Annotated in this window: 22 protein-coding genes and 1 tRNA gene; 8 read left to right on the plus strand and 15 right to left on the minus strand. The window is 43.1% G+C overall.

Going from position 1 to position 21649, the window contains the following annotated elements; translation table 11 throughout:
- Positions 1 to 76: 76 nt before the first annotated feature.
- From NEJAP_RS05860 to NEJAP_RS05895, 8 genes are read right to left on the minus strand one after another with little or no spacing between them, the layout of a single operon-like run.
- Entirely contained in the window at positions 77 to 1105 is a 1029-nt protein-coding gene (locus NEJAP_RS05860; protein ID WP_201349734.1) for a lipid A deacylase LpxR family protein, read from the minus strand.
- A gap of 1 nt (position 1106) precedes the next feature.
- Positions 1107 to 1697, minus strand: a complete 591-nt coding sequence (locus tag NEJAP_RS05865) for a disulfide bond formation protein B (protein ID WP_329610938.1) — start codon at positions 1695 to 1697, stop codon at positions 1107 to 1109.
- A complete protein-coding gene (locus NEJAP_RS05870) occupies positions 1682 to 2023 on the minus strand; it encodes a YdbL family protein (RefSeq protein ID WP_201349736.1) in 342 nt (113 codons plus the stop codon). The genes NEJAP_RS05865 and NEJAP_RS05870 overlap by 16 nt, the downstream gene beginning before the upstream one ends.
- Before the next feature lie 12 nt (positions 2024 to 2035).
- Positions 2036 to 2233 (minus strand): YnbE family lipoprotein, encoded by a 198-nt coding sequence (locus tag NEJAP_RS05875; RefSeq protein WP_201349737.1) that lies wholly within the window; start codon positions 2231 to 2233, stop codon positions 2036 to 2038.
- A gap of 23 nt (positions 2234 to 2256) precedes the next feature.
- A complete protein-coding gene (locus NEJAP_RS05880; protein ID WP_201349738.1) occupies positions 2257 to 4608 on the minus strand; it encodes a YdbH domain-containing protein in 2352 nt (783 codons plus the stop codon).
- A 20-nt stretch (positions 4609 to 4628) separates the two neighbouring features.
- Positions 4629 to 4973 carry a hypothetical protein gene (locus tag NEJAP_RS05885; RefSeq protein ID WP_201349739.1) on the minus strand — a complete coding sequence of 115 codons (345 nt, stop codon included), beginning with the start codon at positions 4971 to 4973 and terminating at the stop codon, positions 4629 to 4631.
- A complete protein-coding gene (locus tag NEJAP_RS05890) occupies positions 4973 to 5611 on the minus strand; it encodes an O-methyltransferase (RefSeq protein WP_201349740.1) in 639 nt (212 codons plus the stop codon). Before NEJAP_RS05890 ends, NEJAP_RS05885 begins: the two co-directional genes overlap by 1 nt.
- Positions 5611 to 5931: a hypothetical protein gene (locus tag NEJAP_RS05895; protein ID WP_201349741.1), complete on the minus strand. Its 321-nt coding sequence runs from the start codon at positions 5929 to 5931 to the stop codon at positions 5611 to 5613. Before NEJAP_RS05895 ends, NEJAP_RS05890 begins: the two co-directional genes overlap by 1 nt.
- Before the next feature lie 155 nt (positions 5932 to 6086).
- On the opposite strand from NEJAP_RS05895, the gene NEJAP_RS05900 reads away from it, so the two are divergent.
- From NEJAP_RS05900 to NEJAP_RS05910, 3 genes are all read left to right on the plus strand, one after another.
- Positions 6087 to 6437, plus strand: coding sequence for a hypothetical protein (locus NEJAP_RS05900; protein ID WP_201349742.1), 351 nt, complete (start codon positions 6087 to 6089; stop codon positions 6435 to 6437).
- A gap of 6 nt (positions 6438 to 6443) precedes the next feature.
- The gene (gene rmuC / locus NEJAP_RS05905; RefSeq protein WP_201349743.1) at positions 6444 to 7781 is read left to right on the plus strand and encodes a DNA recombination protein RmuC; all 1338 of its coding nucleotides are present in this window, start codon (positions 6444 to 6446) and stop codon (positions 7779 to 7781) included.
- Between the two features lie 356 nt (positions 7782 to 8137).
- On the plus strand, positions 8138 to 8839 hold the full coding sequence (locus NEJAP_RS05910; protein ID WP_201349744.1) for a PEP-CTERM sorting domain-containing protein: 702 nt from the start codon (positions 8138 to 8140) through the stop codon (positions 8837 to 8839).
- A gap of 45 nt (positions 8840 to 8884) precedes the next feature.
- Here NEJAP_RS05910 and NEJAP_RS05915 read toward each other — a convergent pair whose 3' ends face one another.
- From NEJAP_RS05915 to pspA, 3 genes are read right to left on the minus strand one after another with little or no spacing between them, the layout of a single operon-like run.
- Entirely contained in the window at positions 8885 to 9334 is a 450-nt protein-coding gene (locus tag NEJAP_RS05915; protein WP_201349745.1) for a PspC domain-containing protein, read from the minus strand.
- Positions 9335 to 9343: 9 nt separating this feature from the next.
- The gene (gene pspB, locus NEJAP_RS05920; protein WP_028469995.1) at positions 9344 to 9586 is read right to left on the minus strand and encodes an envelope stress response membrane protein PspB; all 243 of its coding nucleotides are present in this window, start codon (positions 9584 to 9586) and stop codon (positions 9344 to 9346) included.
- Between the two features lie 2 nt (positions 9587 to 9588).
- The gene (gene pspA, locus NEJAP_RS05925; protein WP_201349746.1) at positions 9589 to 10260 is read right to left on the minus strand and encodes a phage shock protein PspA; all 672 of its coding nucleotides are present in this window, start codon (positions 10258 to 10260) and stop codon (positions 9589 to 9591) included.
- Positions 10261 to 10482: 222 nt separating this feature from the next.
- Between pspA and pspF the strand changes: the two genes are divergently transcribed.
- The 3 genes from pspF (at position 10483) to ftsZ (ending at position 14587) form a co-directional block, all read left to right on the plus strand.
- On the plus strand, positions 10483 to 11505 hold the full coding sequence (gene pspF / locus NEJAP_RS05930; protein ID WP_419197844.1) for a phage shock protein operon transcriptional activator: 1023 nt from the start codon (positions 10483 to 10485) through the stop codon (positions 11503 to 11505).
- Positions 11506 to 11982: 477 nt separating this feature from the next.
- Positions 11983 to 13278, plus strand: a complete 1296-nt coding sequence (gene ftsA, locus NEJAP_RS05935; RefSeq protein ID WP_201349748.1) for a cell division protein FtsA — start codon at positions 11983 to 11985, stop codon at positions 13276 to 13278.
- A 121-nt stretch (positions 13279 to 13399) separates the two neighbouring features.
- Entirely contained in the window at positions 13400 to 14587 is a 1188-nt protein-coding gene (ftsZ, locus tag NEJAP_RS05940; RefSeq protein ID WP_201349749.1) for a cell division protein FtsZ, read from the plus strand.
- A gap of 102 nt (positions 14588 to 14689) precedes the next feature.
- Here ftsZ and NEJAP_RS05945 read toward each other — a convergent pair whose 3' ends face one another.
- Entirely contained in the window at positions 14690 to 17062 is a 2373-nt protein-coding gene (locus tag NEJAP_RS05945; RefSeq protein WP_201349750.1) for a thioredoxin domain-containing protein, read from the minus strand.
- 254 nt (positions 17063 to 17316) lie between these two features.
- On the opposite strand from NEJAP_RS05945, the gene NEJAP_RS05950 reads away from it, so the two are divergent.
- Positions 17317 to 18120 carry a CLCA_X family protein gene (locus tag NEJAP_RS05950; RefSeq protein WP_201349751.1) on the plus strand — a complete coding sequence of 268 codons (804 nt, stop codon included), beginning with the start codon at positions 17317 to 17319 and terminating at the stop codon, positions 18118 to 18120.
- Positions 18121 to 18313: 193 nt separating this feature from the next.
- On the opposite strand, the gene NEJAP_RS05955 is transcribed toward NEJAP_RS05950, so the two are convergent.
- A tRNA-Ser gene (locus tag NEJAP_RS05955) sits at positions 18314 to 18401 on the minus strand.
- Positions 18402 to 18634: 233 nt separating this feature from the next.
- Here NEJAP_RS05955 and NEJAP_RS05960 point away from each other — a divergent pair.
- On the plus strand, positions 18635 to 19012 hold the full coding sequence (locus NEJAP_RS05960) for a hemerythrin domain-containing protein (protein ID WP_201349752.1): 378 nt from the start codon (positions 18635 to 18637) through the stop codon (positions 19010 to 19012).
- Between the two features lie 23 nt (positions 19013 to 19035).
- Here the strand turns inward: NEJAP_RS05960 and NEJAP_RS05965 are convergent, their stop codons facing one another.
- Together NEJAP_RS05965 and NEJAP_RS05970 are read right to left on the minus strand one after the other, a co-directional pair.
- A complete protein-coding gene (locus tag NEJAP_RS05965; protein ID WP_201349753.1) occupies positions 19036 to 20085 on the minus strand; it encodes a GGDEF domain-containing protein in 1050 nt (349 codons plus the stop codon).
- A gap of 212 nt (positions 20086 to 20297) precedes the next feature.
- Positions 20298 to 21638: a D-serine ammonia-lyase gene (locus NEJAP_RS05970; RefSeq protein ID WP_201349754.1), complete on the minus strand. Its 1341-nt coding sequence runs from the start codon at positions 21636 to 21638 to the stop codon at positions 20298 to 20300.
- Positions 21639 to 21649: the final 11 nt, after the last annotated feature.

Raw genomic sequence — 21649 nt, forward strand, 5'->3', positions numbered from 1 at the left:
CTGCTATCTGTGAAGTATCTGACATAGCGAATATACTTGAAAATATATTCGCTATGTCAACATTATCGCTCGACTCTTAATAAGAATAGGACACGGTCAGCGAACCGTAGCTTTGAGCATCCAGCTGCGTTTCGAACTCTTTAGTACGATAGACGCGAGCGAAAGATACTTTCCACTTGTTGTATACCCCAGCCACACCAATAGCCGCATCTGCCACTATGTGCTTTTTAGAAACTGAATGGCTATCTTGATAAGAGTTCCCATCAAGAAATATATTTTGCAAAACTAGTCGTCCATCAAAAGAAGCGAATGCATGTAGTCCCCAGCCTTTTCGTAGGCGAGGGTCTTCATTGCCTGGAGCGCTGTTATCGCCACCAGGACGTAATGCTGATGTACCAAAGTCATCTGGTAGGCGAAAACCAAAGCGTAGCTCGGCACCGGTATTGGCATAAGTGGCTACATTACCTAAGCTGCCACCGTAATGGGTAATAAAGTCGTAGCTCAAGCGGCCATAAATAGGGCGTTTAGAGAGGCGGTGTTTATGCTCCCACACTACTTGAAACCCAGGCTCGTTTTTTAATTGGTTGTCCCATCCTTGAAATAGATCAATACCCCGGGTGCGGTGTACTAAATCTTGGGCTTCCTGAGCAAAGGCTGCAGGGCCTACAACGCCTAAATTAACTTCAACAGAATTAAGCGTGTTCTGTGTCTTTGCATGATAGCCAAAGCCTGCATATAACCAGCCTGCATACGGGCGATCATTTGGGTCGATAGTGGTTCTATCAGGATCTTCAGGTGTATACATCTGCTGGCCAATCGTGAAAACCAGATTGCGGTGTATATTGTCCTTGCTGTTTTCTGGGTCTGGGTAAAGTGGTGTGAACCAATAGTTTACTTCTCGTAGCCAAGAAGGGAGTTCAGGGTCATAGAGGTAAGTATCAATATCAGGTGAGACCCACGCTAAGCGAATACCGTTGGTGTAACTCTGGTCGGTATCGGCAAAGAGATCGTTTTCAAAGTAGAGGTTATGCGTCCAGGGCGCAGCAACCGCAGAAGTCGATGATAGCGTTAGTGCTATTAATAGTTGTAAGTATTGTGGTTTCATTTTAAAAGAATAATTTAGGTTCAGGGCGTCGGGTTAGCAATCGCCATGTGATAAGAAATAGGAGTATGAATACCCCCATTGTTATTTGGGGTAGGGATAGCCCAAGATACTGCCATGTGTTGTCTAAGCATTCATTATTGTTAGCCAATAGTGTTTGTAGATCAGATAAAAAGGGCAGGGTACTGCTCAGGGTTTCAAAATCTCTGTTAAAACCAGCACTGCAGATTGTTTCTGCGTGCTGTAATTCTAACCATACGTAACGCCCTGCAGCACTTAACCCTAAAATGGCGAATAGCCAATTAATCAACCCATATAGGCGTTGGCCAAATGTCCAAGGGTTATGCACAAACGCCAAGAGAAATACTATGCTCATACACAATAAGCTCAGCCGAACGATGCTACATAAAGAGCAATTGATGGCACTGAGATGTTGTTCTAGGACTGTTGATGCATAAGCTAGAGATGCACCAGTAATGAAAAAACCTACTAAATTTAACCTTCGGTAAGAAAATAGCGTGTTATCAGTTTTCTTCACATGCAGCCCTATTTTAGTGTGTTGTCCCAGAGTTAAGACTGTTATTTTTTTAACCACTGCCCATTTGGTTTTTGCACATAACTGCCTTGAAGAGCTCTATCATACAGGCGCTGTCCAATGCGTATTTCCATTACCTTGAGTGTAACTCCGGCTTTCTTAGCGCTTTTAGTATAGGCGGATTTTCGCTTAGTGTTGATCTCATTAATTAAGTGAAGGGTGTTGTTATTGGGTGTCGCATGCACGCTGGCAAGGTAGCCAGAAGGTGTTTCACCAACAAGTCCTTGTGCCTTTGCTTCGCCTAATGTCACTGCCCAAGCGGGTGTTGCGATAACGCTAACGAGCAATAAAAGAGCACTTAGGAGTTTAGTGGTTGTCTGTATCATTAGTCTTTACTCCTAGAATAAATCGCTTTGGTCACTGAGAAGATCATCAATCTCACGATCAACTTTAATAAGAATCTTGTGCTCAATTTTAACATTCAGATTAATATTTATAGGCTCATTGGGGACAGCAACCTGTACTTTGGGTGAGCAGCCCATAAGCAGGATACTGCTAAGCAGTACGCCTGATAGAACCGTAATATTGCGTTGCATAAAGGTGTTCCTTCAACATTCGTCTAAGGTGTACGGTAACGTTTCTCTATCCTGTTCGTCAATTCGTCAGTGAATTGCAAGGTTTTCATGAGCTTATGCAGGTTCTCTTCAATATTTACTGAAAAATTCACCTGTTGCCCATTGTTCCATTCAGGATTGTTGCCGCCTAACTGTGTTTTTAACAAGAGTGCTCCGTCCGGGGAGTAATCTGCCAATATAGACAACTTATTATAGTGAAAGTTAGAAAGTGCATCTAAAGCGATGCCTAAACCTAAATAAGAATCGCGCAATGCTTGGATGCTCGCATTTGGTTGGTAACGAATAATGCCTGGTCCACGTGCCTGTAACTTGCCTTGTGAAACACTCAAACCCACAATGCTATAGCGAAGTGGTAAGTCACCATCAAGAATGCCTTCACCGCTTAGCCCAGGCTGTTGCTCTAACTGTAATAAAGCGTCAAGAGAGAGGCTGCGTAGGTACAAGTCTGTGTTTATTGTTAGAGGGCTTAGTACGCTGTAAAAAGGAGCCAGTTGGAATGTTCCCTCTAGTAGCGACCCTGACAGGTGTCTAATGTCTGCTATGGCATTCGTTGTTCCAAGCTTATTAAGCCGAAATTCTGACTTTAGATTGCTTATCTGTATCCCCGCATCAATTTTATCTACGGTCAGTGAGCCTTGCTCATCTATGCGCTTATCTCTGAGGTGGGTTTTGCTGTTTATGGATATTCCATCTACAGCAATATTTTCATGGGTAAGACTTATATTATTTGCGATATGATTAATTGTGCCGTCTAAACGCCCGCTAAACCATTGAAAGTGCCCGGTCTGAGTATAATTCCCACTGGTGAAGGTTAACGCTTCTGGCAGCATGAAAGGTAGGTAGGGCTGCCATTGGGCTTTGCTGCCTGCTAGTGATATCTCTTTAGTCCGCCATTGCGCGTCAATTAACTCTCTGTCTAAATCAGCGCTCATGCTGATTGCAGTGCTTAGTGCAATGTCTTTGCTTTGAACACTAAGGCCTACCTTGAGATGATGTAAGTGGGCATATATATTTCCGCTAACACTCAAGCTGGGTAGTTTTTGCGTGCCTTGCCTTAGATTAATTAAACCTGCCTTGATGTTTATTGACGCTGTCCTTTGGGTAACATCGATATCTTTAAGTGCGAGCTTGATGGGTTTGCTGGCTATATATATGTCTGCATTGCTAATAGCGTGGGGTGTAATAGTAATGCTGAAAGGCTCTATCGTTGTTGTTCCATTGTCCTGAATATTGAAAGCGCTGTTTAATTTAATGTTGGCTTTTGTGATTGCTAGTTCACTTCGCCTGAACTGAAAAATCGATAACTCACTTTGGGGTGCGAGGCTAAGTTTTAGCTTGTTAGGGTAGCTATACCCTATCGCTGAAGAAAGGTTTAAATATAAGCTCTTTAAACTGATATCTTCCGTGGTGTTAAGCGTGCCGTTGACACCTCTTAAAGGGTGGCTTGCCCACATATTAAACCGGTTATCTTGTGTAGTTGTGAGGCTTAGCAGCCACTCTTCAATATTGCCTTCATAGTACTTTGCAAATGAAAGGTCAGTTTTTCCTGAGTAAGATCCGCTGATAGCCGGTATTTTTTCTATTTCTGGAAGCGCTAGTAGGCGTGCTAGTTTTAGGGTTTTTTCTAAATCTAAGGAGTGTAATGTTTGCAGAGTAATGGTGTCGTCATTGCTGAACAATTGTCCCGTTAATCTGAAAACAGGATTGAAGATGGGGGCTGCCCGATCAATGATATTTATTGTAAAACGGTTGTCTTTTAATAGCGTAATGTCAGAGTGAGTTAACTCTTTTTCGTTGATGCTGCTGAGTACGCGGCTGAGTAGTCGCTCCTGAGTTAGAAATATATTTCCAGTAAATTGATAAAGAGGTTGATTAGGGCCGTGCCACTTTACACTCAATTGACCTATGACTAACTCATCCGCAGGGGCAAAATCCAACCATGAATCTGGCAATAACAATGAGAGGTCAAGTGAAGAGAGGTCTTCTTCTGGCTCTTCAGCAGAATTTTTACCTGTCATAGCAATATCAAGACTAGCAGAAGGGATTTCTATACGGCTCAGCTCACCTCTAAGAAATAAAGCCCATGGCTCGTAAGTGATGCGGATGGGGCCTGCGGTAAGTGTAGAAACACGATTGTCAGCATGTTTCTCAACGCTGATTTGGGAAATGAGCAGTTCTCGGTGGCTGGGATATTCAACGCTAAATACCGGTTTTTGAAAGCCTTGGTCTAGTAGCCAGCTCTCTACTACATTTTTAGCAATGAAGGGCATTGCAACATAGCTCAGCGAAGGTAGTGCCAATAGCACTACCAAACTAAGCAAAAGCCAGCGTTTCATTTTATTACCCAACTAGCATGCTAGATGTTATCCAGCATAATATCGTCGAGGCGAGCAACTGCTATTTTTATCATAAAAATAAGCTCCGAATAATTATCCGTGTTCGCTTCAATATCTAAATCCCCCAAGCGATCCGCTATTTCATCTAAGGTTTCCCCTTGGGGGCTAATGTGGTTCTCTCTGAGTAACCAGTGAATCAGACCTGTTACTTCCGCTGCATTACTGACATCATCTAGATTATCTAAGAATTGATCACGCTTTTTACACAAAGCGGGCATGAGTAAATCATTGTCATCAGTACTTACATAGAGCCTGAGTAGCTCATCAGCTGTGGTTGCATTTTGAAGGTCTAGGTGATCACTCATTAGCGAATTTTCCTGACGATATTCAGGCCATCTCGCACGGTAAGAAAAACATTTTCCATATCAGGATCATCAGCAATTAAACGGTTGGTTTCTACTAAGGTATCGTCTATTTCTGATTCGGGTTGTAATACTTTTCCTGACCACAACACGTTATCTAAAATAATGAGACCGCCTGGACGCGTAAGCTCTTTTACTTTCAAGTAGTAGTCTAAGTAACTGCGTTTGTCGGCATCAATGAAGGTGAAGTCCAGTGGTCCATCTATAGTTTCTAGCGTATCCAGTGCTTTGCCAAAGATGACATCGATTTTATTCCCATGTTCGCTACGCTCGAAAAAGGTTTTTGCAAACTCTATAGCACGAGGGTTAGTCTCACAGCAGATAAGCTTGCCATCAGCCGGCATCCCTTCGGCGATAGATAATGCGGAATAACCCGTAAACATACCAATTTCAAGGGCGCGTTTAGGCTGGTGGATGGCGCTGAGCATTTTAAGTGTGCGGCCAACCAGTCTGCCGGATAGTTTTTGTGGCCAACCCATGGTTTCATTGGTGGCAGAAATTAGTTCTGTTAGTAGCGGTGGCTCTTCACTTGTATTGAGAAAAGCATAATCTTCAACGGCTTCGTTAACCAGGTATTCCATTAGTGCGGAATCTCTCTTAATAAGGCTTTGCTGGCCCAGCCGCTTATAGCTACGCCAGAAATGGGGATAAAAGTAAATTTGCAGAGAATAATATCACTTTCTACACAATGATTGATGCTTACTTGTGCTCCTGTAGGAGCAAGTTGGCAACCCGTAGTGGGTTTCTTGCCTACACCATATAGGGCGTAATGAAGTAGTTTTCGATAATTTTTTTGAGAATTACATATTTGGTATCCACCTTCAGCGACTATCCATTGATCTGCAAAAGCGGTTAACGAAAAGCTGAGTAAGGATGTTAAAACAATAGCTGTTTTAATCATGAGAAGCCTTGGAGGTTATCTGTTGGTAGCCATGTTAAACGTGAAGTCGCTATCTGCAAAGTTGTTAGAGTGATTAAACGCAGAGATGGGTAGGGTTAGTCGTTAAATTCCTCTACAATCACGCCTATCAACCCCTTTAAGTGGAGTAACGGCGCGTGGATCCTATTTTTACCTTTTTGATTACTGGTTTTGTTTCAATGTCTGCAGCATTGAGCGCGGGTGCAATTAATAAACTGCCAGACGAACAGAAAACGGGAAAGCTCGCTGAGCGTAATACCCAGGTTGCTATCATCATGGCAGGTAATTTAGCGGCGTTATCGATGATTGGCGCGATGGCATTTGGCATGCTTAACCTAGTGTGGTGGATTCCACTGGTCTGTTTATTCATCTCTTTCCCCGTGGTTCATATTTTAGTTATGCAGCGCTTGATAGGGGATGTTAAAAATTTGATATTAATGACGCCATTGGTTATCGGTTCTATAGCGACTCTCTATTATTACTGGTAAGCACTGATGACCCTAGTGCAAATATTAGCCGGTTGGGATATGGCTAGCTCGCTAATAACAGCATTGCTGGTCGGTGTGATCGCGTTACTTTTATCGCAATTTATGCGAGCAAAGTGGCACTATCAGCGCGAGCAGTTAGAAAAGCATTTGCATCAGCAGGAGCTAAAAGAGGTTCAGTACCAAGAGCGCTTATCCTATCTGTCTAAACTTGAAGATAAGGTTGATAATTTAGAGTTTGATCGTTCTGATTTAAGAGAACAGTTAGCTATTCGGCAAGCTCAAGTAGCTGAACTAGAGGCTAGATTGCATGCTGATAGAGAGTCCGCTGAAGAGAAGCTTGTTTTGTTGAGCGAGGCCAGGGATCAACTCAAGCAAGAGTTTCAAAACCTAGCAAATCAGATATTCGATGAAAAATCTCAGCGCTTTTCAGAGTCTAGTCGTAAAGAGATGGGAATGTTGCTCACGCCTTTACGTGACCAGCTTGGCGACTTTAAGCGCCGGGTCGAAGATGTATATGATCGCGAAGCAAAAGATAGGCGTGCCCTACATACAGAAATTAGCCAGCTGAAACAGCTAAATGTGCAAATGAGCCAAGATGCAATCAACTTAACCCAGGCGCTTAAAGGCGAGAGTAAAACGCAGGGTAACTGGGGAGAAATTGTTCTTGAGCGCGTGCTTGAAGAATCGGGGTTGCGTAAAGGCCATGAATACGAAGTACAGGTCTCTTTAAAAAATCAGCAGCATCGTTACCAGCCCGATGTGATTGTCCATTTGCCTGATGGTAAAGACGTTATTATCGACTCTAAGGTATCGCTAACCGCTTACGAAAAGTATTGTTCAAGCGATAACGAAGCACATAGATTGCACCATAGAAAAGCTCATGCTATTTCATTACAAAATCATGTGCGCGGTTTAGGTGATAAAGCCTATCAAAAGCTAGAAGGGGTTCGTTCCTTAGATTTTGTGTTGATGTTTGTGCCTATTGAAGGGGCTTTTTTGTTGGCGCTAGAGCATGACCCCGAGCTTTTTCGGTTTGCTTTTGAACGCAACATTATGCTGGTTAGCCCAACTACATTGTTAGTCACGTTACGTACAATTCAAAATATTTGGAGATACGAGCATCAAAGCCAAAATGCTCAAGAGATAGCTAAGCGTGGTGCTGACTTATACGACAAATTCGTTGGTTTTGTTGAGTCTCTTGAGGATGTTGGGAAGCACCTTTCTCGCGCACAGCAAGCTTATGATGTTTCGTTTAACCGTTTGTCGTCGGGCAGAGGTAACTTGATTCAGCAGGCCGTAGCATTAAATAGTTTGGGAGTAAGTGGCAAAAAAAGTGCTTCCTAAACGTTTTACAGAAACTTCAGACGCTTCACTTGGGAATGAGGAGCTTTAAAGCAAGTCAATATGAGTAGCTTTCAGTGTGGTGAATTCACGCGTTAGTTGTTGTTTTTTTGGTTTTAAAAGAAAGCTAACGAGTGTTTTATACTTTCGTTTTAAGTGTTTGTTTGAAGCAAGTGTTTGTCTGGGTTGTTTGAAATTATAGCTTAATAAATTGCTTGTCAGTAAATTTTACATCTTAAGTTTTTTAGATAGTTATTTATTTTCAATGCTTTGAATACTATGGCGATAATTTTTTTGGTTTGATCTGTGCATGAGTTTATTTGTCTTCCGTTTTAATTCCTTTGAGAGGGAGTAAAATTATGAAATGGAACAAATATTTGAACATGACCGTGTTGGCATCTGGTTTTTTGTTGTCATCAATGCCAGTTCAGGCAAATGTTTTAACGTATGATACTTGGACTACCAACTCTGGTGGTTCTCCTAATTACATCTTTACTATAGATGATTCAACTGCCGGCAAATTCAACTATAATTTAACAATTGATCCTTGGAATGCAGAAGCATTGGGCTTGTTTGTTGATTTTGGTAATCAGGATGTGGGTAACGCAGCAGCTGTAGGGCTTGTCGATACGACTACAATTGTTCCTGGCGGCTCGGGAGTTAGCTTGTTTGCTACTGATACCTCTTCGAATAATTGTGGAGGCGGCTGTACTCTTAGCGGTTTGAATCCATCATTAATTGCCCCGGATGGTGAATGGGAATTGGTATTTCGTTTGGGTGATCAGGGGTATCAAGGTCAGCAAACCTTTAGTTGGGTGACTAATAGCTTTGGTCTAGGTTTATCTGACTTTGGTTTGGTAGGTATTCGTTCGCAGGTTTTCTGTAGTGGTACTGATTTACTTCCTGATGATCAAAGTAGTTGCGGGGGGAGTGATAAATCGTATAGTTCTACACCCAATACTCCGCCTAATAACAGCGTGCCAGAACCGTCAACGCTATTGTTATTTTGCTTCGGTCTTGCAGGGTTGCTCTATTCTCGCCGTCAAGTGTTGAAAGTATAGAGAGTTAAGCGTTTATCAACTCTCCATATTGGCAATTGCTGTTAATTAAGGTGAGTTGCGACGCATTTCTCTATCAAAGTGAAACTTGCGTGAAGTAACGTGCTCTTCCATGGCACGTATTCGCTTGTCTACTTTGGTCATTCTTGCGCGTATTTCTTCAATGCGGTTTGATGCTGATGCGCCGTAGTCAAACATCTTCTGCTTTAAATTGGGCTTTTTCTCGCTGTAGGCATGTGAAGTAAAGCTGCCTTCGTATGTGTTTCCTTTTTGTGTCTTGCTTTCATAAGGCCTGCTTGATAGCAAGAAAACAGCGGCTATATAAACCAATACCGCGAAAGCGCCGGTGAACATAAATAATAAAATAGTGCATATTCTGACCCCTGTAGCTGACCACTGCATATTTTCTGCAATGCCGCCGCACACGCCTGCAATCCAGCGCTTATCGGTGCTGCGGTATAAGTCGATGTCATAACCTCGGTATTTAGCTGTGAACATACAGCCTCCTTAATCTACTGAATGACGAGTTTGCCAATCAGGCTGCTCTGCGTCGAGAATGGTTTCAAGGGTTTCTAGTCTGCTTTCAAGGCGCTCTACTTCCCCCATGGCTGCTTCCAGTGTTTGTTTATCTTCAGCCGAAAGCCCTTTGGAAGAGCGCCATCTGCTGACATAGTGCAATACTAGCCAGAGAGGAAGCACCATTCCCAGAAAGATAACTGTCGGTACGAAAAAGAACACGAAGCTAGACATTATTAATCACCAGATTTGTTTTTGTTCATCTGAGCTTTAAGCTTTGCCATTGCTTGGTCAACTTTTTCGTTGCGTTCGAGATCTTCAATCTCGTTAGCAAGGTCCTTAGTGCCTAGGTCATAGCTTTCTACTTCAGCTTCCATATCATCCATCTTACGCTCATAACGTTCAAACTTATCAAACGCTTCATTTAGTTTGTCACGGCTAAAGCGGCGTTTAATCTCCAATCGAGAGCGCGTAGTTTGCTCTCTGGCCAGTAGCGATTTTTGTTTAGCTTTAGCATCATCAAGTTTGTGTTGTAGTTGAGATATTTCACTATTTAAGTCATTTAGGTGTTCTTCAATAGCATCAAGCTCTTGGTGTGCTATTTCCAGTGTTTCTGCAGCGGCCGCTTGTTCAGTTAGTGCTGCACGCGCAAGGTCTTCGCGTTTTTTGTTGAGAGCTAGTGCTGCTTTGCTTTCCCACTCGTCAGCATCTTTTTGTAGAGCAATGGCTCTACGCTCCAGCATTTTCTTGTCAGCAATGACTTTGGCAGATGTCGTGCGGACTTCAATTAATGTTTCTTCCATTTCTTGAATCATCAAGCGAATCATCTTTTCCGGGTCTTCAGCGCGATCCAGTAGTGAATTGATGTTGGCGTTAATAATGTCCTGAAAGCGAGAAAAAATACCCATTACGGTTCTCCTGAGTTGTACGTTATGCGCTTACTCGTTGTTTAATGAGTGTGCGTACTTACTGGTAGTTATAGCGATTTTTGTGCCAATTAAGTAACTAATTGATTTTAATTGGTTTTATTGGGTGGTGTTGATTCGGCATGGTTTAACAGTGATTTTTTTAACTAAAAAATAGTTTTTTTAGCTAATATATAGTCTATGAGACTATCAAATAAAAAAACAATGTTAGGTGAATCCCCTTTAATGTTGGACCTATCTGACCAAATTTCCCGAATAGCACCACTCAATAAGCCGGTGCTGGTATTGGGGGAGAGGGGGACAGGTAAGGAGCTGGTTGCAGAGCGTGTTCACTTTCTATCGAAGCGTTGGGATCAAAGCTTCCTTAAAATTAGTTGTGCTTCGATGAATGATAATTTGCTGGATTCTGATCTTTTTGGACATGAAGTAGGGGCTTTTACCGGCGCTACAAAACGCCATTTAGGGCGCTTTGAAAGAGCAGAAGGCGGCACTCTTTTTCTTGATGAGGTGGCGACATGTTCAACACAGGTACAAGAAAAGCTGTTGAGAATTGTTGAGTACGGAGAGTATGAGCGCCTGGGTGGGCAACATACTTTGCAAGCAGACGTTCGTCTGGTTGCAGCAACGAATGATGATTTGCAAAAAATGTCTGAAAAGAAAGAGTTTCGAGCGGACTTATTAGATCGGTTAGCGTTTGATGTTATTCATATTCCTCCTCTTAGGTATCGTCAGGAAGATGTTTTGATTCTTGCTGAGAGTTTTGCTCTAAGTATGTGTTTTGAGCTTGAGCGACAGTACTTTTCGGGCTTTACCGAGAGTGCCAAAAGTCAGATGTTGGAATATGACTGGCCTGGCAACGTGAGGGAGTTGCGTAATGCTGTTGAGCGAACGGTTTACAGGCAAGAATCTGCTGACGAACCAATAAATACGTTAGTTTTAGATCCTTTCAAAGCGAGCTGGCTGCAAGCGAAGGAAAGCCCTCTCGTTGTGGGAGCGCCTCCTGTTGCAGATATTGATGAGGGTGGTCTGTCAGATCAGGTTGAAGCGCTTGAGCAGCAGCTCTTGTTAGATGCGCTTACAGCTACGCGTTTTAATCAAAAGCAAGCAGCTGAAAAATTGAATTTGACTTATCATCAGTTAAGATCGCAATTACGAAAACACAAAATGATTCCTTTAAAAAGCTTTCTTGAGCGTCATCACTCAGGTACTACGGTGAGTAAAAAGTAGGTTTTATGGGTGATTTAAAATATAAATAACATAAGTTTTGTGCTGGCTTAAAATCAATATTGGATATTGATAATTAATCGATATGTCGTAATTGAATTTTGATGTATTTATTATATATCAATATTAAATTTTGATTTATACTATTTTTTCAATATTAGATATTGATTTTTATTTATATCCACGTAAGAGTTTTATTAAAGATAGATAATATGGGAAGCGGCAATATTTTGCATAGCACTAAAGGCTATCTGGTTGAAAAATAGAGAAATATCTAAAGAAAGGAAAATAACTGCCGAATAAGTATTGGTATATATTGGTGATTTTTTGTACATTATTAATTATTATCCAGTAATAGCAGTCGTTACTGGATTTAAAAGATTATTGGCTTATAATTTGCTTATTAGAATTAAGCGCTTTAATAAGCAGTACAAAACATTGATAGAATTTTAGATATTTTATTAATTAATGGTTAATTAAATGAATACTGATCACAACATGATCGTCGCACTGGATATCGGCACCTCTAAAGTGGTGTGCTTGGTAGCCGAGGTAATGCCCGATGGCCATATTGAGGTTGTCGGTATCGGCTCGCACCCATCGCGGGGACTAAAGCGCGGTGTTGTGATTAATATCGAATCAACGGTGGGTTCTATTCAGCGTGCCGTAGAAGAAGCAGAATTGATGGCCGGTTGTAAAATACACTCGGTAACCGTCGGTATTGCCGGTAGTCATATCAGTAGCTTGAACTCGCATGGGATTGTTGCTGTACGTGATCGCGAAGTCATGGATCATGATCTGGAGCGTGTCATTGATGCAGCCAGTGCTGTAGCGATTCCGGCGGATCAGAAAATTCTGCATATTCTACCGCAGGAATACCTGATCGATAACCAAGAGGGCATTAAAGAGCCCTTGGGTATGTCGGGTGTACGCTTAGAAGCCAAAGTACATTTGGTCACCGGTGCCATTAATGCCATCCAGAATATCGAAAAATGTGTTCGTCGTTGTGGCTTAGAAGTTGATGGCGTTGTACTCGAACAATTAGCGTCTAGCTATGCCGTACTGACCGAAGATGAAAAAGATCTCGGTGTTTGCATGGTGGATATCGGCGGCGGCACTACGGATATTGCTATTTTCACCGGTGGCTCTATTCGCCACACCGGTGTTATTCCTATCGCAGGTGACCAAGTCACCAATGATATTGCCATGGCGCTGCGCACACCGACTCAGCATGCCGAGCAGCTGAAGATGAAATATGCCTGTGCCTTGGCACAGCTCGCCAGCATAGATGAAACCATTAAAGTACCGAGTGTCGGCGATCGTCCTCCGCGTGACTTATCACGTCAAGCACTGGCGGAAGTGGTTGAGCCGCGCTATGACGAACTGATCTCACTTGTGCAAGCAGAGCTGCGCCGCAGTGGTTTTGAAGACCTTGTAGCAGCAGGCATCGTTTTGACCGGTGGTACGGCGAAGATGGAGGGCGTTGTTGAGCTTGCTGAAGAGATCTTCCATATGCCAGTGCGCTTGGCAATGCCACACGGTGTACGTGGTATGGATGATATTTTACAAAACCCTATTTTTGCGACCGGCATTGGCCTGTTGCACTACGCGAGCCAAGGCGGCCAGGTAGGAAGCGCATCGTCGGCACGCATGCCTTCTAAGGCTGAGGGGCTAGCGGGTGAAAAACGAGATAATACACAAGAGATGATGCAACCAGTGAAACAAGGCCCCAGTTTACTAATACGGGCTAAAGACTGGTTGAAAGGGAATTTTTAGCCTCTGCTGTTCTTTATATAAAAATGAGAAAGCAGAGATAATTAACGAATTTAAGAATATAAAAAGCGCTGACTAGCTGCTCTTTGGCTGTCATGAAGCGCAAACCTGAAGGAGTTGGATCATGTTTGAACTGGTTGATAGCCTACCGGAAAACGCTGTCATTAAAGTGATTGGCGTAGGCGGCGGCGGCGGAAATGCTGTCCAGCATATGGTAAGCACAGATGTTGAAGGTGTTGAGTTCATTTGTGCAAATACAGACTCGCAAGCTTTACAGAATATGCTGTCACGTGCAGTTATTCAAATTGGTGGTGAGCTAACAAAAGGTTTAGGTGCAGGAGCAGACCCGGAAGTAGGGCGTCAGGCGGCTATTGAGGACCGTGAACGCATTGCTGAGATGATCTCTGGTGCTGATATGGTCTTTATCACAGCGGGCATGGGTGGTGGTACTGGGACCGGTGCGGCACCTATTGTTGCTGAAGTAGCAAAAGACCTAGGTATTCTAACGGTGGCTGTCGTAACCAAGCCATTCCCGTTTGAAGGCCGCAAGCGAATGAAAATCGCTGATGAAGGTATTAAGCAATTAAAAGAGAATGTTGATTCATTAATCATCATTCCAAATGAAAAACTAATGCAAGTATTAGGGCGCAACTGTAGTCTGATCAATGCATTTAACACAGCCAATGATGTACTTCGCGGTGCCGTGCAGGGAATTGCTGATCTGATTACCCGTCCTGGTATGATCAACGTCGATTTTGCAGATGTACGTACAGTCATGTCTGAAATGGGCATGGCAATGATGGGTACGGGTGCTGCTAAAGGCGACGATCGTGCCACCGTTGCGACTGAAGCGGCAATTAACAGCCCACTACTAGAAGACGTAGACCTTAAAGGTGCTCGTGGTATTTTGGTAAATATTACAGCAGGCTTGGATTTGAGTCTGGGTGAGTTTTCTGAAGTGGGTAATATTGTTGAAGAATATGCGTCTGATAACGCAACCATTGTTGTGGGGACAGTTATTGATGCGGAATTAACTGACGAGCTACGAGTGACGGTTGTCGCAACGGGTTTAGGGCAGGTACAGACTGAAGAGCTAAAGGTAGTTAATGGCGGCACAACAACGCGTGTGGTGTCCTCTGCTGCTGATTTTAATCAGCTTGAGTTACCAACAGTGTTGCGTAATCGCCAGCGTGCGGGTGCTCCTGCATCAGAGCAAGAAAACGAAATGATGCATGCGCCTATGAAGAAAACAGGTACAGATGATATGGACTTCCTGGATATTCCGGCTTTCTTACGCCGCCAGGCTGATTAGTATTATCTAGAAATATCTTTCAGGTTTATTTGGCCACTCTTTGGGTGGCTTTTTTTTGTTCTTTTTTTAGATTTATTGCTTGGCGTTCTCTATTTACGGGCCTTAATGCATAGGTGAAAAGTAAAGCGATTCTGGTGCTAAGCATTGGCTACTACTGCACGCTTGAAAACGAAAATGCAAAGGTGCTTTAAGCTTGTCTGGCTCGCTTACTGGTTGAATATCAAATTGTAATCTTCGGCTATATACACTGATCGGCAGCGGCATAAATGCTACCGCTAAAGGCGAGCTTTCTGGGTAGTGTGCTTTTGCTATCCAGTCTGCACTAAGCGAGGTGGAAATTAATCGCTTATCCTCAATGCTATGGGCGTTGATATGCCACCCCGGTGCTAGCTCTACTATTAGCTGTAGTCCTTTGCTGCTGCTTAGTAGTTCTGCTTTTAAGGCGCCTTGAGCCGCAAACTGTCTATGCTTAAGGTTTCCTTGTGTAGCTTGGTTGTGCATGGCTAATAGATAGCTGTACTGCATAGGGCTCTGTTGGATAGCTGCCGCTTCAGAAGCAAATACCTGTTCAGATATCGTTTGGTAAAGAGGTAGAGAGCCCCTTTTGCTGAGCTGTGTTAATAACTCATAAGTGATGGCGGTTGCGGATATAGTTGCATTATCTTGGGAGCTTTTAATTCGAAAAGGTAAAAGAGAGCTTTTGGCTGACAGGTAAAGCTGTGCTTCTTCTTCGCTCCAAAACCTGTTGAGCAATTCATTCGTTAGCTGCTTGCTTCGCTGTAACCATAGTGGGTTATTACTGATGTTATAGAGTGTCAGGTAAGCGTGGGCAAGGTGTGCGTAATCTTCTAGTGTGCCCTCTGGCCCAGAGCTTCCTTCTCTTGAGCTGCGAAGTAGTGTTCCCTTGCTCATGTGGTGATCCCACAACCAATGGGCGGCTGTGCTGGCCGCTTGAGTGTATTTGGGTTTTTCTAGCAGATCCCCAGCCTCTGCCAATGAGCGTATAAGCATGCCATTCCATGCAGTAATGATTTTATCATCCAGGTGAGGTGCGGTGCGTTTTAGTCGTTGCTTAAGGAGCTGCTTTTGAACGTGCTCTAGTTGATCAAAAAATATAAAAGCATTCAATTGCTGATTAATAGCAAAGTCTGGAAGTGATTGAGGTAGATAAAGAATATTACTCCCATCAAAGTTGCTGCCTTCATTCAAGCCAAAGAGCTCAATGGCAAGATCGAACTGCTCTTTATCGGGCAAAGCTTCACGCAGCTGTTCAGCATTCCAAAGAAAGTAACGTCCTTCTCCTCCATCACTATCTGCATCGGTTGCGGAGTAAAAAGGGCCGCTTGGGTGGCGAAGTTCTCTGAGGACGTAATTTAATGTTTGTTCTGTTGTTCTTTTGTAAAGCGGGTTACCTGTTATTTGCCATGCATAAAGATAAACTCTGGCTAATTGTGCCTGGCTATAGAGCATTTTTTCAAAATGAGGGAGTCGCCATTCAGGATCGGTCGCGTAGCGGTGAAAGCCTCCACCTACTTGGTCGTATATGCCGCCTTGCTGCATGCTATCAAGTGAATGTAATACTGCGTTTAACATGGTGTCATCTTGCTGTCTGAGTGCTTGATCCAGTAGAAGAAATAATACCGGCTCGTTGGGGAATTTAGGCGCAGTACTAAAGCCACCCGAAAACTCATCATATTGCGCTAACCATTGCTCGGCTGCGTCACTTACTACGCTGTTTCCTTGAATAGTGGTGGATGTGTTTTTAGCTGCTTTAATTCTTTGTATCTGGGCAAGTGCATAACGGCTTTCTTCTTCAACAGCCTTGGGGTTATTTTTCCACACATCATTTACTTGATGCAGAAAGCTTAAAAACTGTTCTGGGGGGAGATAGCTTGCTGCATAAAAGGGAGCGCCTTGTGAGGTAATAAAGCCGGTTAATGGCCAGCCTGTGTGCCCGCTTAGTAGTGCCGCTGCTGTCATATAAGTGCTATCAACATCAGGGTGCTGTTCTCGGTCGACTTTAATGCTTATAAAATGTTTATTTAAAAACGCTGCAATTTCTAGATTTTCAAAACTCTCTTTTTCCATGACGTGGCACCAGTGGCAAGTGGAGTAGCCAATGGAAAGAAAGACCGGTTTGTTTTCTATGCGGGCCTTTGATAATGCCTCTTCGGACCAGCTAAACCAGTTAACTGGGTTGTGTGCATGCTGCAAAAGGTAGGGAGAGGACTCAAGCAATAGACGGTTAGTAAACACTGGAGTGCCATCTGGAGTTTTGTGTTCTGTACGTGGCTGGTAACTTTCGTCTTTTTCCTTTAATGCATGTGCTAGCTGCTGTTGTACAGTGTTGGAATACTCAGTATTTAAACTCTGTATTGCTCTTATGCTTTTGCTTTCTGATGCAGCAGTGGTGTTATTCATTAAATATGCGAGTAACAGAATAGAAGTGAAAGCTAGCGCTTTTTTAGTCATCATATTTCATCGTGCTGTCTGCAGTTGGCGTTATGAGTTTGAGTGGTGTTGCCAATAAGGGTTCCCTGTTTTATTAATTAATGGCCTTGGTGGCAGGCCAGCTGTTTAGATGTTGTCGCATAAGTATGGTGTTTCATATACTACTGGCAGCTAGGTATCAGTTACGCGGAATAAATGCTTCGCTAGGAGTGATTAAATGTATGCTAGAGGCTGTGGTTTTGAGAGCTAATAATGAACAGTATGGCGTTTAATTAAATATGACATTACCCCGTGAATTTTATCGACATGGTCCAGATGTTCGGCAAGGGCAGCAAGTGAGCTTTGTTGAAGTCAGGAGACGCTTTGATTTTGCATCTATTCGCATTGGGCGCTGGGTAACTCAATCGGAGCAAGTGCGCGCTGCGGGATTATTTTATGATGCGTTAGTTGATCTCATGAGTATATTGCAATGCCCTGAGCCTTTGATTTCGTTGCGCGGTTCATTGTCGTTGCAATATGGCATAGGCGGGCGTCCAGGTGTTGCCGCTCATTATCAGCCATCAATGCGCTGTTTTTCATTAGCTAAAAATGCAGGCCCGGGCAGTATTGCACATGAGTGGTTTCATGCGTTTGACCACTATCTAGGCAGTACTGCTTTTGACGATGCTTCTTCAGGGATGTTTGCTTCTAAAGCGTGGTTATCAGAAGCAACGCCCGTAGTTCATCCATTGAATGATGACCTATATGCTTGTTTCAGAAGTATAATGTTGGATGAAGATGGCGAGTCCCCCAGTCAGTTGTTCCAAGTATCAGCACGCATCGATAGGGCTATGAGTCAAGTCTACTACAGTCAGCCTGAAGAGCTATGTGCCCGTGCATTTGAAGCTTTTATTCAAGATGCGGTTATTACTAATAACTTTTTAGTATCAGGAACAAAAGCTACAGCCGAAGCACAACAAGGTCTGTATCCGCTGGGAGGGCAGCGTGAGCGAATTAATCTAGCGTTTCAGCATTACTTTAATCGCTTAGGTGCTGCGCTAAATAGGGAGATTAGTCGGGGTATTCGTAAGTCGGCTACGTGAGGATAGATCGAGAGTCAGTATTTTTCAGTGCTGTTTGTAGCTAAGTTGTAATAAATTGAATAGCAAAGAAAATTAAATAAAAATATGAAAATTTAAGGGGGAGTAAATAAATACTGTGATGGGCTGCTATTAGATTTAAAGCATTTTTAGAAAAATGAGTGGCATGTAAGTTGTTGATTTAACAACTCGTTAATGGCGGTCAGGGAGGGATTCGAACCCTCGATACCTTGCGGTATACACACTTTCCAGGCGTGCTCCTTCGGCCACTCGGACACCTGACCGTTATGAGGCGCGAATTCTACCATAAGTCCCTATTAGTGCAAGAGGTTTTCTGATTTTCGAGATTGTATTTACACTTAACACTGTAAGTGTACTTGCCTTTCGTTTAGTGGGTGTTAGGGCCTTGTGTCGGATAGGCTTTAAGTCGGTGTGTGTGGTGGCTGTATTTTAGTGTTAGATTAAAAGTCTATTTCAAGGTATATTTCAAATACATTTTATTGATCTAAGGCATTCTATGAAACGTTCTTTGGTTCTTCAGCCATTAAGTCGAGAGCACCATCAAGCGTTGGTGTTTAGTAAACGGTTGCACGCGCTGGCTGACCTGCCTGAGCAAAACCAGCTTAAAGAGTGGAATGAGTTTAGGCTTATATTAAGTGATGCTCTGTTGTCGCATTTTGATGAAGAAGAGCACTACTTTATGCATGAGTTGGGCGTGAAAGCAGATAACAGTCTTTTAAAAAGAATGATGGAAGATCATCAGGCAATGCGTGCTTATATGAACTCAGGTGAAGTGAGCCAATTACATCAATTTGCTGACTTATTAAAAGCACATGTACGTTTTGAGGAAAGAGAATTATTTCCGTGGTTGGAAAAAGAGTTCTCTTTGACGTAATGACTAAGTTATGCCTTCTTTAGTTATGTAATTAAGTCGCTTTCTTTCTCTGTAACTACTTGGTTGCGTCCAGTTTTTTTTGCAAGATAAAGCAGTTGGTCAGCTTTCTGATAAATGCTGTCCAGTGAATGCTGCTCATTATCTGTTGAGTAGAGTCCGCAACTTACTGTGCATTTTATGGAGTCTTGCTGGTAGCGAGTCTCCTGTTGGCTGACGGCTGAGCATATTCGGTTTGCTATTTTAGTGGCATCTTCTGATGCTGTTCTCAGCATGATAATAGCAAATTCTTCACCTCCGATGCGGCCAATAATGTCTACTGTACGGATGCAGCTAAGAGTGTTGTTCACTACTTGGCGTATTACCTCATCACCAGCGGGATGGCCGTAGGTATCGTTGATTTTTTTAAAGTGGTCTATATCTAAAATGGCAAAGCTAATAGTGTCGGCAAGGTGTTGATGTTTATCCCACTCTTGTTCAGCTCTCTCCCAGAAGGCACCTCGGTTAAGTATGCCGGTTAAGCTATCTGTTTTGGCGGTAATAACAAGCTGCTCTTGAAGTGCTTTGCGTGTTGCGATCTCCTTTTTCAGCTTTCTATGCTCAAGGTCTAAGCTGAGGTTTTTTTGATTACTTTCTTGACGGTAATAGGCTCTGGAATACTCGAACCAGCTAGCAAGTGCTGCGCAAATACTATAGGTAATTAAGAATCTGAGTTGGAAGTCAGGGGGGTAATCATACCGCTCGATGAGCTGGGATATAGGAGAGTTATAGGCTATCAGTGTGATTGAAAGTAGTAGTATCGACCACAAACTGCCCTCTATATAGCCGAGTAAAAAGCAGCTAATTAATGGCCATGTGTAAGACCACAAGGCTTTTGATCCTCCATCTCCACCAATCATTATCATGTAAATGAGTAGAGACATATAAGCAATGGCGTTTATTCGGTAAACCCAGGTTCCATCTTTGAGGGAGCGTATCACAAAGATGCCTGCTAGTAGGGCTATGGCTGGCGGGAGGATTACGAGTGCTAATGTGGTGTTGCCTTTATAAAAACTATAAAGGCTAAATAGGGTCATCGTAGGCACGCCTAGCATTAGGAAAATCACATAATGTTGCAGGCGTGTTTTACCTTCATTTGAGATAGGAGCTGTCTCGGAGAAAAGTACGATTCTTTTCGCCATATTGTTAAAAAAATCAACAATCACAATGACTTACTCTGTAGGTTTCAGAGTTTAAGTATAGACGAAAAGATCGTATTAAATGGACGGGTACCTAAATAATAAGAGGATTATGCAAGTTTTTGAGCTGTTTGGTAATATCTGTCTTGTTCCTCTTTTGGCACCATGCTGCCACCGGTAGCCCAGCTAATATGCGTAGCGCTTTCCATTTTGCTATTTAGGTTGTGCTGCTCTAAATAAGCTCTGCCATTTGACAGTAGGTTAACTATGCCTGGCAAGCTTGCAAGTGCAGAGGGTTCTAGGGATAGCTGTTCGGTATCTTTTAGCAATTTAAGCAGACGGTACATATTGTCATCATTGATGGTGTAGATTCCGCTTAACAGCGGTTCAATAAACTTGCCAACAAAAGCAGAAGGGCGGCCAACCGCGAGACCGTCAGCGCAGGTTTTATTCATAAGCCCAATATCTTGCACACAAATCTCATCATGTAAGCCTGTGTACATGCCTAGCAGCATGCAAGGAGACTGTGTAGGTTCGGCAAAGAAGCAGTGAACATTATTACCAAAAACTTGCTTTAACCCAAACGCGACGCCACCAGGGCCACCGCCAACCCCGCATGGAAGGTAAACAAATAGAGGGTGATTTTCATCGACAGTAATTTTATGTTCATCTAGTTGTTTTTGTAAACGTAAAGCCGCTACGCTATAGCCTAGAAATAGATCCTGCGAGTTCTCGTCATCAATAAAGTGCGCGCGTGGTGTTCGTATCGATTGTTCGCGTCCTTCTTCAACGGCTTTGCTGTAATCATCCGCGTGTTCTACAACGGTGACTCCTTTGCTGCGTAACAAGTCTTTTTTCCATTGGCGGGCATCCGCTGACATATGCACGCTTACTTGAAAGCCTAGCTTTGCACTCATAATGCCAATGCTTAGCCCAAGGTTACCAGTCGATCCAACAATGATGCTGTGCTGGGCAAAAAAATCTCGTAACTCTGGCGTATTTAACACGCGGTAGTCTGAATTCTTATTTAAGAGTCCAGCGGTAATCGCGAGTGTTTCAGCATGTTTGAGTACTTCATAAATACCACCGCGTGCTTTTATAGAACCAGATACTGGCAGGTGGCTATCGCACTTCATCCAGAGCTTTCCCGGTAGAGGCATTGCTGAGATGTTGGATAGTGCTTGCTGGGCGCTGGGGATCGCTTGTAAAGGCGATTCAATTAACCCGTGACTTTCTGTTGTTTCAGGAAACACGTCGGCAATATACGCTGCAAATCTTTGTAAGCGCTCAGCAGCACATTGGATATCTTTTATATTTAATATCAGCGTATTTTGAGCATCTTTAAAGTCTTTAAGTGCAGGGTTTAGCCACTGAAGCTCATGCTGCTCTTGTAATTGGGAAACAAGAAGGAGTGTATTAAGTAGTGCTTGTTGCTCGGTTGTTAGGCTCATGATGGCTAAAA

This window comes from Neptunomonas japonica JAMM 1380, from assembly GCF_016592555.1.
GTDB classification, from domain to species: Bacteria; Pseudomonadota; Gammaproteobacteria; order Pseudomonadales; family Balneatricaceae; genus Neptunomonas; species Neptunomonas japonica_A.

What these genes read in the sequence shown, in the direction of transcription:
- NEJAP_RS05885 (WP_201349739.1), bottom strand. Translation starts at nt 4,973, where the DNA reads ATGAGTGATCACCTAGACCTTCAAAATGCAACCACAGCTGATGAGCTA.
- NEJAP_RS05875 (WP_201349737.1), bottom strand. Translation starts at nt 2,233, where the DNA reads ATGCAACGCAATATTACGGTTCTATCAGGCGTACTGCTTAGCAGTATC.
- NEJAP_RS05945 (WP_201349750.1), bottom strand. Translation starts at nt 17,062, where the DNA reads ATGATGACTAAAAAAGCGCTAGCTTTCACTTCTATTCTGTTACTCGCA.
- rmuC (WP_201349743.1), top strand. Translation starts at nt 6,444, where the DNA reads ATGACCCTAGTGCAAATATTAGCCGGTTGGGATATGGCTAGCTCGCTA.
- NEJAP_RS05950 (WP_201349751.1), top strand. Translation starts at nt 17,317, where the DNA reads ATGACATTACCCCGTGAATTTTATCGACATGGTCCAGATGTTCGGCAA.
- pspF (WP_419197844.1), top strand. Translation starts at nt 10,483, where the DNA reads ATGTTAGGTGAATCCCCTTTAATGTTGGACCTATCTGACCAAATTTCC.
- NEJAP_RS05965 (WP_201349753.1), bottom strand. Translation starts at nt 20,085, where the DNA reads ATGACCCTATTTAGCCTTTATAGTTTTTATAAAGGCAACACCACATTA.
- NEJAP_RS05970 (WP_201349754.1), bottom strand. Translation starts at nt 21,638, where the DNA reads ATGAGCCTAACAACCGAGCAACAAGCACTACTTAATACACTCCTTCTT.
- NEJAP_RS05910 (WP_201349744.1), top strand. Translation starts at nt 8,138, where the DNA reads ATGAAATGGAACAAATATTTGAACATGACCGTGTTGGCATCTGGTTTT.
- pspB (WP_028469995.1), bottom strand. Translation starts at nt 9,586, where the DNA reads ATGTCTAGCTTCGTGTTCTTTTTCGTACCGACAGTTATCTTTCTGGGA.
- ftsZ (WP_201349749.1), top strand. Translation starts at nt 13,400, where the DNA reads ATGTTTGAACTGGTTGATAGCCTACCGGAAAACGCTGTCATTAAAGTG.
- NEJAP_RS05880 (WP_201349738.1), bottom strand. Translation starts at nt 4,608, where the DNA reads ATGAAACGCTGGCTTTTGCTTAGTTTGGTAGTGCTATTGGCACTACCT.
- ftsA (WP_201349748.1), top strand. Translation starts at nt 11,983, where the DNA reads ATGAATACTGATCACAACATGATCGTCGCACTGGATATCGGCACCTCT.
- NEJAP_RS05915 (WP_201349745.1), bottom strand. Translation starts at nt 9,334, where the DNA reads ATGTTCACAGCTAAATACCGAGGTTATGACATCGACTTATACCGCAGC.
- NEJAP_RS05960 (WP_201349752.1), top strand. Translation starts at nt 18,635, where the DNA reads ATGAAACGTTCTTTGGTTCTTCAGCCATTAAGTCGAGAGCACCATCAA.
- NEJAP_RS05860 (WP_201349734.1), bottom strand. Translation starts at nt 1,105, where the DNA reads ATGAAACCACAATACTTACAACTATTAATAGCACTAACGCTATCATCG.
- NEJAP_RS05895 (WP_201349741.1), bottom strand. Translation starts at nt 5,931, where the DNA reads ATGATTAAAACAGCTATTGTTTTAACATCCTTACTCAGCTTTTCGTTA.
- NEJAP_RS05870 (WP_201349736.1), bottom strand. Translation starts at nt 2,023, where the DNA reads ATGATACAGACAACCACTAAACTCCTAAGTGCTCTTTTATTGCTCGTT.
- pspA (WP_201349746.1), bottom strand. Translation starts at nt 10,260, where the DNA reads ATGGGTATTTTTTCTCGCTTTCAGGACATTATTAACGCCAACATCAAT.
- NEJAP_RS05890 (WP_201349740.1), bottom strand. Translation starts at nt 5,611, where the DNA reads ATGGAATACCTGGTTAACGAAGCCGTTGAAGATTATGCTTTTCTCAAT.